Annotated in this window: 12 protein-coding genes; 6 read left to right on the top strand and 6 right to left on the bottom strand. The window is 71.9% G+C overall.

The annotated features are described in order from the left end of the window. Positions 1–21: 21 nt before the first annotated feature. From ACQP2Y_RS31330 to ACQP2Y_RS31320, 3 genes are read right to left on the bottom strand one after another with little or no spacing between them, the layout of a single operon-like run. Positions 22–1,728 (bottom strand): glycerol-3-phosphate dehydrogenase/oxidase, encoded by a 1,707-nt coding sequence (locus ACQP2Y_RS31330; protein ID WP_433718883.1) that lies wholly within the window; start codon positions 1,726–1,728, stop codon positions 22–24. Continuing rightward, on the bottom strand, positions 1,721–3,238 hold the full coding sequence (gene glpK / locus ACQP2Y_RS31325; protein WP_433718881.1) for a glycerol kinase GlpK: 1,518 nt from the start codon (positions 3,236–3,238) through the stop codon (positions 1,721–1,723). The genes ACQP2Y_RS31330 and glpK (ACQP2Y_RS31325) overlap by 8 nt, the downstream gene beginning before the upstream one ends. Next, complete coding sequence (locus tag ACQP2Y_RS31320; RefSeq protein ID WP_433718880.1) at positions 3,231–4,070, bottom strand: MIP/aquaporin family protein; 840 nt, start codon at positions 4,068–4,070, stop codon at positions 3,231–3,233. The genes glpK (ACQP2Y_RS31325) and ACQP2Y_RS31320 overlap by 8 nt, the downstream gene beginning before the upstream one ends. 126 nt (positions 4,071–4,196) lie before the next feature. Here ACQP2Y_RS31320 and ACQP2Y_RS31315 point away from each other — a divergent pair, with 126 nt between their 5' ends. The 3 genes from ACQP2Y_RS31315 to ACQP2Y_RS31305 all read left to right on the top strand — a co-directional run bounded on the left by ACQP2Y_RS31315 (position 4,197) and on the right by ACQP2Y_RS31305 (position 8,772). Next, positions 4,197–4,952: an IclR family transcriptional regulator gene (locus ACQP2Y_RS31315; protein WP_433718879.1), complete on the top strand. Its 756-nt coding sequence runs from the start codon at positions 4,197–4,199 to the stop codon at positions 4,950–4,952. A 17-nt stretch (positions 4,953–4,969) separates the two neighbouring features. After that, the gene (gene glpK, locus ACQP2Y_RS31310) at positions 4,970–6,463 is read left to right on the top strand and encodes a glycerol kinase GlpK (protein ID WP_433718878.1); all 1,494 of its coding nucleotides are present in this window, start codon (positions 4,970–4,972) and stop codon (positions 6,461–6,463) included. A gap of 74 nt (positions 6,464–6,537) precedes the next feature. Further along, on the top strand, positions 6,538–8,772 hold the full coding sequence (locus ACQP2Y_RS31305; protein WP_433718877.1) for a LuxR C-terminal-related transcriptional regulator: 2,235 nt from the start codon (positions 6,538–6,540) through the stop codon (positions 8,770–8,772). Between the two features lie 7 nt (positions 8,773–8,779). Here the strand turns inward: ACQP2Y_RS31305 and ACQP2Y_RS31300 are convergent, their stop codons facing one another. Next, positions 8,780–9,898 (bottom strand): glycerophosphodiester phosphodiesterase, encoded by a 1,119-nt coding sequence (locus ACQP2Y_RS31300; RefSeq protein ID WP_433718876.1) that lies wholly within the window; start codon positions 9,896–9,898, stop codon positions 8,780–8,782. Between the two features lie 293 nt (positions 9,899–10,191). On the opposite strand from ACQP2Y_RS31300, the gene ACQP2Y_RS31295 reads away from it, so the two are divergent. Then, positions 10,192–10,932 carry a hypothetical protein gene (locus ACQP2Y_RS31295; protein WP_433718874.1) on the top strand — a complete coding sequence of 247 codons (741 nt, stop codon included), beginning with the start codon at positions 10,192–10,194 and terminating at the stop codon, positions 10,930–10,932. 12 nt (positions 10,933–10,944) lie between these two features. Here the strand turns inward: ACQP2Y_RS31295 and ACQP2Y_RS31290 are convergent, their stop codons facing one another. Together ACQP2Y_RS31290 and ACQP2Y_RS31285 are read right to left on the bottom strand one after the other, a co-directional pair. Continuing rightward, the gene (locus ACQP2Y_RS31290; protein WP_433718873.1) at positions 10,945–11,157 is read right to left on the bottom strand and encodes a hypothetical protein; all 213 of its coding nucleotides are present in this window, start codon (positions 11,155–11,157) and stop codon (positions 10,945–10,947) included. After that, a complete protein-coding gene (locus ACQP2Y_RS31285) occupies positions 11,154–11,288 on the bottom strand; it encodes a hypothetical protein (RefSeq protein WP_433718871.1) in 135 nt (44 codons plus the stop codon). Before ACQP2Y_RS31285 ends, ACQP2Y_RS31290 begins: the two co-directional genes overlap by 4 nt. Positions 11,289–11,501: 213 nt before the next feature. Here ACQP2Y_RS31285 and ACQP2Y_RS31280 point away from each other — a divergent pair, with 213 nt between their 5' ends. After that, positions 11,502–12,389: a helix-turn-helix domain-containing protein gene (locus tag ACQP2Y_RS31280; protein WP_433732153.1), complete on the top strand. Its 888-nt coding sequence runs from the start codon at positions 11,502–11,504 to the stop codon at positions 12,387–12,389. Next, a complete protein-coding gene (locus tag ACQP2Y_RS31275) occupies positions 12,382–12,582 on the top strand; it encodes a DUF397 domain-containing protein (RefSeq protein ID WP_433718869.1) in 201 nt (66 codons plus the stop codon). Before ACQP2Y_RS31280 ends, ACQP2Y_RS31275 begins: the two co-directional genes overlap by 8 nt. Positions 12,583–12,603: the final 21 nt, after the last annotated feature.

Below are 12,603 nucleotides of genomic sequence, written 5' to 3'. Positions count from 1 at the left end.
TCTCCGTCAATCAACCATCCGTCACTGCACCTGCAGGGGCACGACGTCCGGGGCGCCCAGCCGGGCGGCGTCCGCCGTCTCGTCGTCGGGCTGTTCCTGCGAGGCCCGTTCGGCCTCCACCCGGAGCCGGTAGTTCTCGACCTCCCGGTGCTGCTGCTCCTCGGACCAGCCGAGCACCGCACCCATCAGCTCCGCCGCCACCGGCGCCGCGGCCAGACCGCGGTCGAAGGTCTCGATCGAGATCCGGGTACGCCGGGTGAGCACGTCCTCCAGATGCCGGGCCCCCTCGTGGCTGGCCGCGTACGCGAGCTCGGCGCGCAGGTGGTCCTCCGCGCCCTCGACCGGCCGGGCCAGGTCCTTGTCGGCGGCGATCAGCTCCAGGATCTCGTGCACCAGCGAGCCGTAGCGGCCCAGCAGATGCTCGATGCGGGCCACGTGCAGCCCGGACTCCTCGGCCAGCAGCCGGCGGCGGTTCCACAGGGCGGTGTAGCCCTCCGCCCCCAGCAGCGGCACCCGTTCCGTGCAGGAACGCGGCACCGATCGGCCCAGCCCGTGCACCGCGGCGTCGACCGCGTCGCGGCCCATCACCCGGTACGTCGTGTACTTGCCGCCGGCCACCACGACCAGTCCCGGCGTCGGGCTGGCCACGGTGTGCTCGCGGGACAGCTTCGAGGTCGACTCCGACTCGCCGGACAGCAGCGGGCGCAGCCCGGCATAGACGCCCTGCACGTCGGTACGGGTCAGCGGGGTGGCGAGCACCTTGTTGACCAGGTCGAGCAGGTAATCGATGTCCGTGCTCGACGCCGCCGGGTGGGCCTTGTCCAGCGCCCAGTCGGTGTCGGTGGTGCCGATGATCCAGTGCCGGCCCCACGGGATGATGAACAGCACGCTGGTCGGCGTGCGGCTGATCAGCCCGGTGGTCGACTGGATCCGGTCGCGGGGCACCACCAGGTGGATCCCCTTGGAGGCGCGGACGTGGAACTGGCCGCGCTCGCCGACCAGCGCCTGGGTGTCGTCCGTCCACACCCCGGTCGCGTTGATCACCTGCTGGGCGCGTACCTCGAAGGTGCGGTCGTGCTCCAGGTCGTGCACCCGTACGCCGGTGACCCGCTCACCCTCGCGCAGGAAGCCGACCACCTCCGTACGGGACGCGACGTGCGCGCCGTACGCGGCGGCCGTCCGGGCCAGGAACATGGTGTGCCGGGCGTCGTCGATCTGCGCGTCGTAGTACTGCAGCGCGCCGACCAGCGCGTCGCGGCGCAACGCCGGGCAGGCCCGCAACGCACCACGCCGCGACAGGTGCCGGTGCCGGGGCAGGCCGGGCGCCGCCGCGGCCATCGTGTCGTAGAGCAGCACCCCGGCGCCGGCGTACAGACGCTCCCAGCCGCGGTGCTGCAACGGATAGAGGAAGGGCACCGGCCGGGCCAGGTGCGGCGCCAGCCGGGTCAGGATGAGGCCGCGTTCCCGCAGCGCCTCACGGACCAGCCCGAAGTCCAGCATCTCCAGGTAGCGCAGGCCGCCGTGGATGAGCTTGCTGGACCGGCTGGACGTGCCCGAGGCGAAGTCGCGCGCCTCGAGCAGGCCGACGGAAAGACCGCGGGTGGCGGCGTCGAGGGCGCTGCCGGCGCCCACCACCCCGCCACCCACGACGAGCACGTCGACCTCGTCGCCGGCCAGGGCGGTCAGTGCCGCTTCCCGGCCGGCGGGTGAGAGAGTCGTGTCAGTCAACGTCTACCCAATCGAGAGTGCGCTGGACGGCCTTCTTCCACTGGCCGTACCCCTTTTCCCGCTGTTCTTCGGACCAGGCCGGCTGCCAGCGCTGCGACTCGTTCCAGTTCTCCCGGAGTTCGTCGGTGTTCTTCCAGAAGCCGACCGCCAGTCCGGCGGCGTACGCGGCACCCAGCGCGGTCGTCTCGGCGACCACCGGCCGGCTCACCGGCACGCCCAGCACGTCCGCCTGGATCTGCATGCACAGGTTGTTGACCGTGATGCCGCCGTCCACCTTCAGCACGTCCAGCGTCACGCCCGAGTCCTGCGCCATCGCCTCGACCACGTCCCGGCTCTGGTAGCAGATCGACTCGAGGGTGGCCCGGGCGATGTGCGCGTCGGTGTTGAACCGGGACAGCCCGACGATCGCGCCGCGCGCGTCCGAGCGCCAGTACGGCGCGAACAGACCGGAGAACGCCGGTACGAAGGACACGCCACCGTTGTCCGGCACCGACGATGCCAGGGTCTCGCTCTCGGCCGCCGAGTTGATGATGTGCAACTGGTCGCGCAGCCACTGCACGGCCGAACCGGTCACCGCGATCGAGCCCTCCAGGGCGTAGACCGGGGCCGAGTCGCCGAACTTGTAGCAGACCGTGGTGAGCAGGCCGTTGTCCGAGCGGACCAGTTCCGTACCGGTGTTGAGCAGCATGAAGTTGCCCGTACCGTAGGTGTTCTTGGCCTCGCCGGGCGCGAAGCAGACCTGGCCGAACATGGCCGCCTGCTGGTCGCCCAGGTCGCCGGTGAGCGGGACGTCGCCGCCCAGCGGGCCCGGTGCGTGGGCCATGCCGTAGGTGTTGGGGTCGGACGACGGCCGGATCTCCGGCAGCATCTGCCGCGGGATGTTGAAGAACCCGAGCAGCTCGTCGTCCCAGTCCAGGGTCTCCAGGTTCATCAGCATGGTCCGGCTGGCGTTGGTCACGTCGGTGATGTGGTTGCCGCCGTCGACCCCGCCGGTGAGGTGCCAGAGCAGCCAGCTGTCGGTGTTGCCGAAGACGGCGTCGCCGCGCTCGGCCGCCTCCCGGACCCCGTCGACGTTCTCCAGGATCCACTGGATCTTGCCGCCGGAGAAGTACGTCGCCGGCGGCAGCCCGGCCTTGCGGCGGATCACGTCGCCGCGCCCGTCGCGGTCCAGCGCCGAGGCGATCCGGTCGGTGCGGGTGTCCTGCCAGACGATCGCGTTGTAGTAGGGCCGCCCGGTGCGCCGGTCCCAGACCACGGTGGTCTCGCGCTGGTTGGTGATGCCCAGCGCGGCCAGGTCGCTGGCCTGCAGGTTGGCCTTCTGCATGGCGGTACGGATGACCGAGACGGTCCGGTCCCAGATCTCGATGGGGTTGTGCTCGACCCAGCCGGCCTGCGGCAGGATCTGCTCGTGCTCGAGCTGGTGGCGGCCGACCTCGTTGCCGCCGTGATCGAAGATCATGAAGCGGGTGCTGGTGGTGCCCTGATCGACGGCACCGACGAAATCAGCCACGGTTTGCCTCCACACGCTCGGGTTCGGGGGTCGGGAGCTCGCCCGGCTCCTGGGGGGCCGCGGACGGCAGGAACCGGCCGACCAGGCCCTGGTAGAGCCCGGCGCCGAGGATCCCGCCCACGATGGGCCCGACGATCGGGATCCAGAAGTACAGATAACCCGTCTGGTCGCGGAACGCGCCACCGTAGCCGGTGAAGAAGCTGGCGAGTCGCGGTCCGAAGTCACGCGCGGGGTTGATCGCGTAGCCGGCGTTGGTGCCCCACGCCATGCCGATGGCCACGATGAGCAGGCCGATGACGAACGGCGCGAGGTTGGCCGCCGGTGGGGTGCCGGCCGCGTCGGTGATGGCCAGGATGAGGAACAGCAGGATCGCGGTGCCGATCACCTGGTCGCGCAGCGCGCCCCACTCGCTGACCGGTAATGTCCCGTTGCCCGGCAGGGTGGAGAAGACGCCCTGGGTCTTGACGGTCAGTCCGGGGTCGGCCGCGTGCAGGACCTCGGTGTAGTTCCACCGCACCAGCAGGGCGGCGACGAAGGCGCCGAGGAACTGCGCGAGCGAGTACGGGGCCACCTTGCGCCACTCGAAGCCCTTGAAGACCGCGAGCGCGATGGTGACGGCGGGGTTGAGGTGCGCGCCGCTGATCCGGCCCGCGACGTAGATGCCGAGCATGACGCCCAGCCCCCACGCCCAGGCGATGCTGTCGTGGTCGCCGATGCCGCCGCCCGCCACCTGAGCGACGACGCCGACGCCGAAGAGAATGAGGATCATGGTCCCGGCGAACTCGGCGGCGCATTCGCCGAGTAGTCCCGGGATCTTCAGACGTTCTGCCATGTGCCCTCCAGGGTCTGATGTGCTCAGACGCTAGGGAGGCCATCGGGGGCGGGCAATGAACGCCGTTCGGCATTGTCGAACGTCGGACGTGACCACGCGGTAACGGATTGGCATAGCATCCGAAACATGCCGGGGACGGTGCAGTCCATCGAACGAGCAGCCGCGATCCTGCGGATGCTCGCCGGTGGCACGGGCCGCCTCGGCCTCGGCGAGATCGCCCGGTCCCTCGATCTGGCCAAGGGCACCACCCACGGCATCCTGCGCACGCTGCAGGTCGTCGGCTTCGTCGAACAGGACAAAGCGTCCGGGCACTACCAGCTCGGCGCGGCCCTGCTGCACCTGGGTACCAGCTATCTCGACATCAACGAACTGCGCTCCCGCTCGATCAACTGGGCCGACCCGCTCGCCGCGCGCAGCGGGGAGGCCGTCCGGATCGGCACGGTCCTGGAGGGCCGGGTGCTGGTCGTGCACCACGTGTTCCGGCCCGACGACACGTTCCAGACCCTGGACATCGGCACGCTGCTGCCGCTGCACGCCACCGCCCTGGGCAAGGTGCTGCTCGCGTACCGGTCGGCCGGGGCGCCGGGGGAGCTGGAGCAGTTCACCCGGCGCACGGTGGTGGCCCCGCGCGAGCTGGCCCTCGCCCTCGACGAGGTGCGGGCGGCCGGCTGGGCGGCCGAGACCGAGGAGCTGACCCTCGGCCAGGCGGCGATCGCCGCGCCGATCCGGGGGTACGGCGGCCTGGTGGTCGGCGCGATCGGCATCTCGGGGCTCGTCGAACGGATCTGCGACACCAGGTACCGGCCGCACCCGCGACTGGTCGGTTACGTCCGGGACGCCGCCCGCGCGGTCTCCCGGGACCTCGGAGCCGCCCGGCACTGATTTCTGAGGGGAGCACCATGACCGAGAGCTATGTCATCGCGATCGACCAGGGCACCACGTCGACGCGGTGCATCGTCTTCGACCGGCGCGGCCAGCTCGTCTCCCTGGCCCAGCAGGAGCACAAGCAGTACTTCCCGCGGCCCGGCTGGGTCGAGCACGACGCGGCGGAGATCTGGCGCAACGTGGAACGGCTGGCCCCGCTCGCGCTGAGCCGGGCCGGGATCAGCACCGACCAGGTCGCGGCGGTCGGCATCGCCAACCAGCGGGAGACCACGGTGCTCTGGGACCGGCATACCGGGGTGCCGATCGGGCGGGCCGTCGTCTGGCAGGACACCCGTACCGACACCCTGGTCAACACCCTGCTGGGCGAGCCCGGGGCGGACGAGGTGCAGCACCGCAGCGGGCTGCCGCTGGCCACCTACTTCTCCGGCCCGCGGCTCAACTGGATCCTGAACCACACCCCCGGCCTGCGGGAACGCGCCGAACGCGGGGACGTGCTGTTCGGCACGATGGAGACCTGGCTGATCTGGAACCTGACCGGCGGGCTGCACGTCACCGACGTGACCAACGCCAGCCGGACCATGCTGCTCGACGTGCGCACCCTGCAATGGTCCGAGCAGGCGTGCGAGTTCTTCGGCGTGCCACCGGCCATGCTGCCCGAGGTGCGCCCGTCGGTCGGGGTGTTCGGCACGGCCACCGCGGCGTTCCCCGGGGTGCGGATCGGTGCGGCACTGGGCGACCAGCAGGCGGCGCTGTTCGGGCAGACCTGCTTCACCCCGGGCGAGGCCAAATGCACGTACGGCACCGGCAGCTTCCTGCTGCTCAACACCGGTACGGAGCTGGTCCGCTCGACGCACGGGTTGCTCACCACGGTCGCGTACCAGCTCGCCGGCGAACCCGCCCAGTACGCCCTGGAAGGCTCGATCGCGATCACCGGCTCGCTGGTGCAGTGGTTCCGTGACCAGCTCGAGCTGATCGCCAGCGCACCGGAGATCGAGACGCTGGCCCGGACGGTCAACGACAACGGCGGTTGTTACATCGTCCCGGCCTTCTCCGGCCTGTACGCCCCGCACTGGCGCAGCGAGGCGCGCGGGGTGATCGTGGGGCTGACCTCGTACATCACCAAGGGTCACCTGGCCCGGGCGGTGCTGGAGGCGACCGCCTGGCAGACCCGCGAGGTGGTCGACGCGATGAACGCCGACTCCGGCCTGGCCATGACCACGCTCAAGGTGGACGGTGGGATGACGGCCGACAATCTGCTCATGCAGTTCATCGCGGACGTACTGGACGTGCCGGTGGTCCGTCCGCTGGCCAGCGAGACGGTGTCGCTGGGGGCGGCGTACGCGGCCGGCCTGGCCGTCGGGCACTGGCCGGACCTGGAGGACCTGCGGCGCAACTGGCACCGCGCGGCCCAGTGGATGCCGGCGATGGACCCGGCCGTCCGGGACCGCGAGTACGACAACTGGCGGCGGGCCGTCGAGCGCACCTTCGACTGGATCAAGCCGGCCTGATCGGCAACACTTTTGACACATCGATGAAATCAGCGGTCTTGCCTGCACGGGAGGACCGGCCGACACTGTGTCGCATGGTAATTGCACCAATAGTGCAAGAAGCCTTCCGGTACGGCCGGGACGCCGCGCGTGACGACGCGACGCTCCGGACCCTGCTCGCCGACCTGGTCCCGGGCCTGCCGGCCGAGGTCGCCGCCGCGGTGCTCACCCTGGCCGGAGGCGACCCGGCCGTGCTGCACGAGGTCGCCGGGACCCTCACCCCCGAGCAGGTACGCGGCACCCAGCCACCACCCTGCACCCTGCCCGCCGCCGGCCCGCTCGGCCGCCGGTGCCGGGCCGCCCTCGCTGTGCTGCCGGCGCGCACCCGCCACGCGCTGCTGCTCGCCGCCACGGACCCGGACCTCGCTCCCGGCGAACTGCTGGCCGCCGGTGCCGCGGAGGCCCTGGCGGTCGCCGAACAGGCCGGCCTGGTCTCGGTCACCTCCGGCGCCGTGCAGTTCACGCCCGCGGTGCTGCGCGCAGTCGTCTACTACGACGCTCCGCTGGCCGCCCGGCGCGCGGCCCACAGCCTGCTCGCCGAGGTGCTGGGCAGGCGGGGCGAACGGCTGCGTGGGCTCGTGCACCGCGCCGCCGCGGCCGTGGGAGCCGACGAGGACCTGGCCCGCGACCTGCTCACAGCCGCTGCCGACGGTCCACCGCGGACGGCGTCGGCCGCGTACCGGTATGCCGCCGAACTGACCGCGGACCCGGCCGCGGCCGCCGCATCGATGGTCGCCGCCGCCCGGCAGGCGTGGCTGGCGGGGGAGCGGCACCAGGCCGGAATGCTGCTGCGCCGGGTCAGCCGGCGCCCGCAGGCGCGGGCCCGGGCCGGCGGGCTGACCGGCGAGATGGAACTCCGGGAGGGTGATCCGGCCATCGCCCGCGACATGCTGCTCGACGCCGCCGCGTACCTCGTCCCGGACGACGTCCCGGCCGCGCTCGAAGCCCTGCTGCTCGCCGGGGAAGCGGTGCACCTGGCCGGCGAGCACGGTCGCTACCGCGTGGTCGCCCGGCGGGCCCTGGCCCAGCGCCGCGGCGACGAACCGGCCCCGGTGGCGCTGGCCTTCCAGCAGGTCGCCGGGCTCGCCGACATGTACGCGGGCGAGCACGACACCGCGTTCGCCCGCCTGCGCGACGTGCTCCGGCTCGCCGCCCGCGTCGAGGAGCCGGCGGCCCTGATCCGCGCCGCCGGGGCCGGGATCCTGGTCGGCGACGACTCCCGCGCCCGCGCGCTGGCCGGCCGGGCGATCGCCCTGGCCCGCGACCGCGGCGAGGTCACCCTGGTGCCGCAGGCCCTGGAGATCACCGCGTACGCCGGGCTCGCCGAAGGCCACTACGAGGCCGCCACCACCGCCGCGACCGAGGGTGCCGTCCTGGCCCGGGCCACCGGCCAGCCCGCCCTGGTCCGCAGCCAGCTCGGCGTCCTCGCGGTCCTCGCCGCGCTGGTCGGCGACCGGGAGAGCTGTGTGCTGCGGATCCGCGAAGCCGGCGCGGGAGACACGGTGCAGGGTCCCGGCGAGGCGCGGGCGCTGTGCCAGTGGGCGCTCGCGCTGCTGGACCTGGTCGAGGGCCGGCCCCGCCGGACGGTCGAACGGCTGGGTGCCCTGGTGGTTGCGGCGAGCGCCCGGGGCAACCTGATCGTGCAGGTGGCGGCCACCCCGCACCTGGTCGAGGCGGTGTGGCGCTGCGACCCGCCCACCGGCACGTCCGGCGTCGACGCGCGGACGTCGGCGCTGGACCGGGCGTTCGAGCCGTTCGACCGGTGGACCGCCGGGACCGGCCAGCCGGCCTGGCTGGCGCTGCGGTCGCGGTGCCGGGCATTGCGCTCGGCGGAACCCCAGGCCGCCGAGGAGCACTTCCGGGAGGCGCTGCGCCAGCACGACCGCGGCGACGCCGACTTCGCCCGGGCGCACACCGAGCTGCTGTTCGGCCGGGACCTGCGGCGACGGCGACGGCCCGGGGCAGCGCGCGAGCACCTGCTCAGCGCGGTCGAGACGTTCCGGCTGCTGGAGGCCGGGCCGTGGGCCGCGCAGGCCGATGTGGAGCTGCGGGCGGCCGGGGCCCCCGTACCGCCGGATCCGGCCGGGGCCCGGGAGCTGACCGCTCAGCAGGAGCGGATCGCCCGGCTGGTGGCCGACGGGGCCACCAACCGGGAGATCGCCCAGCAGCTCTTCCTCAGCCCCCGCACGATCGACCACCACCTGCGCAACGTCTTCGCCCGGCTGGGGGTGCGCTCCCGCACCGAGCTGGTCCGCCGGCTGGCCGGCTGACCCCGGCTCAGACGCGGGCGAGGGCCGCCGCGCGGGCCAGCACTCCGATGTCAGGCTGGTCGGTGAACAGGCCGTCCAGGCCGGTCCGCAGGAACGTGACCTGCTCGTCGATGGCCCGGCCGTAGGCGGCTGGGTCGGTGCCGGTCCGGTAGTCGGCCGGCAGGAACTGGTTCTCCGCCCGGAACGTGTACGGGATGACCTTGAGCCCGGCCGCGTGCGCGTCGGTGACGAGGCTGGTCGGCGTACCCAGGGTGTCGTCGGCCCGGCGCGGGATCACCTGGGCCTTGTCCGGTCCGATGCCGTCGACGTAGCGGGACAGCCCACGCAGGCCCGCCGGGGTGAGGTATTCCGCGTAGGTCTTCGGGTCACCGAACGGCTTGCCGGACGCGCTGGTCAGGAACACCTGCGGCGCCCGCAGCTGGTACCGGGTGCGCAGCGCGGCCAGGTTCGTCGCCTCGAACGACTGCACGAACACCTTGGCGTCGGCCCGGTCCAGCCCGTTGCGGCGCAGCGCGCGCACCAGCGGCGCCTCCAGCTCCAGGCCCAGGCCGCGGAAGTAGGTCGGGTGCTTGGTCTCCGGGAAGACGCCGATCTCGCGGTCCAGCTCCCGGGAGAGCCGCTTGCGCAGGTCCAGCACCTCCTGGAAGGTCGGCACCGCGAACAGCCCGTTGTACAGCGTGTTGTGCTGGCGCAGCTGCGGGATGCGCTCGACGGCCCGCAGCGTCTTGAGCTCGGCCAGGGTGAAGTCGTGGGTGAACCAGCCGGTCACCGACACCCCGTCGAGCAGCACCGTGCGCTTGCGGGCGGCGAACTCGGGCCGCGACGCGACGTCGGTGGTGCCGCCGATCTCCGGCTCGTGCCGGGCGACCAGGACGCGGTCCTTGGTGATGACCAGGTCGGGCTCGATGAAGTCGGCACCCATCCGGGCGGCCAGCTCGTACGAGGCCAGCGTGTGCTCCGGCCGGTAGCCGGACGCGCCCCGGTGACCGACGACCAGCGGGCCCCGCCCGCCGCCGTGCCCGCCGAGCTCGACGGTGGCGAGGGCGGGCGTGGCCGCCGCCCCGAGCACAGCCGGTACGCCGGCGGCCAGCGCGCCGAAGCGCAGCACCTGTCGGCGATCTGCCACGGTTCCTCCACGGGATCCGCCGGCGACCGTCGCCGGGCCTCCCCGCAGCGAGTTCAGGCGATCACTCCGACCGGCAGGCGAAGTTGCCGTGGCGGCCGGGCGAACGCCTCGTGAGAACCCGCCGGTGATGATCACTCCGCGCGGCAGGGTGTACCGGGATGGGGTGCGGGGAACGTCATGGTCGTCCGGATGGTCCGGTCCGCTGCCCCTTCGTCCCCTTGAGGTTCCGGCGAAGATCGGCTTAGGGTTGTGGTCCGAACGCTCACAGTGAAAAGCCTTCGTGGAGTGTCACCATGGGATTTCTCGAGCGTCGCGCCGATCAGAATCGGCCGGCCGGGGAGGCTGTGACCAGGCCGGCCCGGCCCGAGGACCGGTACGGCACCAAGACCGGCCCGCGCCCCGGCGGCTCCAACGAGCCCCTCTTCGAGCCGGCCCACGCCCGCCGGGCCAACGCCGATCCGGTCGGCCTGCCCACCTCGCCGCCCGCCCCGCCGTCACCCGCACGAGTGGTTCCGGAGCCGGCCCCGGACCATGCGGCCCCGGACCAGCCGGTCGCGCCCCGGCCGGTCGGGCGCACCGACCTGACCCTGCTGCTCGGCCGCACCGTGCTCGAGGCGCGCGTCCAGCAGATCTGCCAGGAGTACGGCCTCATCCCGCGTTCCGGCGCGGCGGTCGGCTCCGGGCTCTCCCGCTCGTACCTGTCCCGTGACGCCGGGGTGGAGCTCGCCGCCGACGCGCACGGCCTGGTCACCACGGTCTTCCTGCACTTCCACGGCGACGACGGGTTCACCTCGTACCAGGGCGAGATCCCGGGCGGGGCGGGCAGCATCCCGCGGCGCACCCAGCTGTGGGCGGCCCTGGGTCACCCCGACGAGCAGGGTGACCCGTACCGGGACCGCTTCCTGGGCGACTACGGCCCCTGGGACCGCTGGATGCTGGCCGGCTTCGCGTTGCACGCCCAGTACGCGGTGGACGGCGAGCGCCTCGACCGGGTCACGCTGACCCTGCCGGACCGCCTGCCCCGCGCCGCCTGACACTGATCAGGCTCACTGCCGGAGACCGGTCTCGTGCGGCCTGACGAGCAGCTGGCGTAGCGATTCCGCGGTGCTGCCGGCGGACAGATGCAGCACAATCGTGTGCCGCACCCGGTCGAACCCGACCGCGGCCACCTCGATCAGGTCTCCACCCACGTCGACCCGCACGTCGGTGTCCAGGCACGGCTGCACGTCCAGCGCGTCGATCAGCTCGTTGCCGTTCATCGATGGGCCTGCGGGCAGGTCAGGGTGCTGCCGCACGCCGGGCACCAGCGCTGCGCCCGGCGAAAGGTGAGCAGGCCGCTCAAAAATCCCATGATCACTGCCGCGGTCACCGTGGCGATCATCGGCGCCATGACGTTCCTCCTTCCGGTCGGCTGATCGGTACCCGACCAGCCGCTGTTTCTGCCGGCGGAATACTGGCAACCGGTCTGCCGTCCGCGCAATATTCCATGCGGCAAATTGACCGCCGGTATTGCCATGACACAAGATTTCCGGAAATCTCTTCCGCGGCGGAAGCCGGAGACTTCCGTCGATGGCGAAATTCAGGCCCGGGGAGGGAAATGACGGTGGACAGTGACGCCGGATCGACGGTGCCCCGGCGGCAGCTGGGTCGATATCTTCGGCAGATCCGCGAGGAACGGAACATCACCGTCAAGGGCGGCGCCGACATCCTCGAGTGCTCGTTCCAGAAGCTGTGGCGGATCGAGAAGGGTGCGGTCCCGGTCCGGGGCACCGACGTGAAGCTGCTCTGCCAGGGTTACGGGGTCTCGCCGGAGATGACCGAGGTCCTGGTCGGGCTGGCCCGGGAGACAAAGGCCAAGGGATGGTGGCAGTCGTACGGCGACGCGGTCCCGGACTGGTTCGAGCTGTACGTCGGACTAGAGGGCGCCGCCAGCCGCATCCGTAAGTTCGAGCCGAACGTCGTCCCCGGCCTCTTACAGGCCCGCGCCTACATGGAAGCGATCATCCTGGCCGACCAGCCGGATCTGAACGAGGACGAGGTGCAGCGGCGGACGGCGATCAGGGTGGCGCGTCAGGGCCTGCTGTCGCGGCACTTCCCGCCACCACCGAGCCTGGAACTGATCGTGGATGAAGCTGCCTTGCGCCGCCCGCCCGATGTCCCGGGCGCGATGGCCCAGCAGCTGTGGCATCTGCTGAAGGCGAATGAACTGCCGCACGTCTCGGTGCGGGTTTTGCCACTGGCCGTCGGGCCGCACCGCGCGTCCTTGGCCGGGGCCTTCACCATCCTGGAGTTTCCGTCCGCGGCCGGTGAGAAGGGCGAGCCGCCGACCATCTACAGCGAGTCACTCACCGGTGCGCTCTACCTGGACAAGACCATGGAGGTCCAGCGATATGAAGAAGTTTGGTCGGCGATCGCGGAGCGCGCGCTCGACAGGGGACAATCTGCCAAGATGATCACGGTGATCATGAAGGAGATGAACGACAATGCGTGACCTGACCGGCGCCCATTGGCGGAAAAGTACTCGCAGCGGTGCCAACGGTGACTGTGTCGAAGTGGCGGACAACCTGCCGGGCGTCGTCGCCGTCCGGGACTCGAAGAACCCCGCCGCCGGCACGCTCAAGTTCACCCCGCAGGAGTGGACCGCCTTCGTGGCGGCCGTCCGCGACGGCGAGTTCGACATCTGAGCTGACAGCGGCGGGGCCAAC

It is taken from the genome of Actinoplanes sp. CA-051413 (assembly GCF_050955795.1).
GTDB lineage: Bacteria > Actinomycetota > Actinomycetes > Mycobacteriales > Micromonosporaceae > Actinoplanes.
This window is presented reverse-complemented; position numbering and strand designations above follow the sequence as displayed.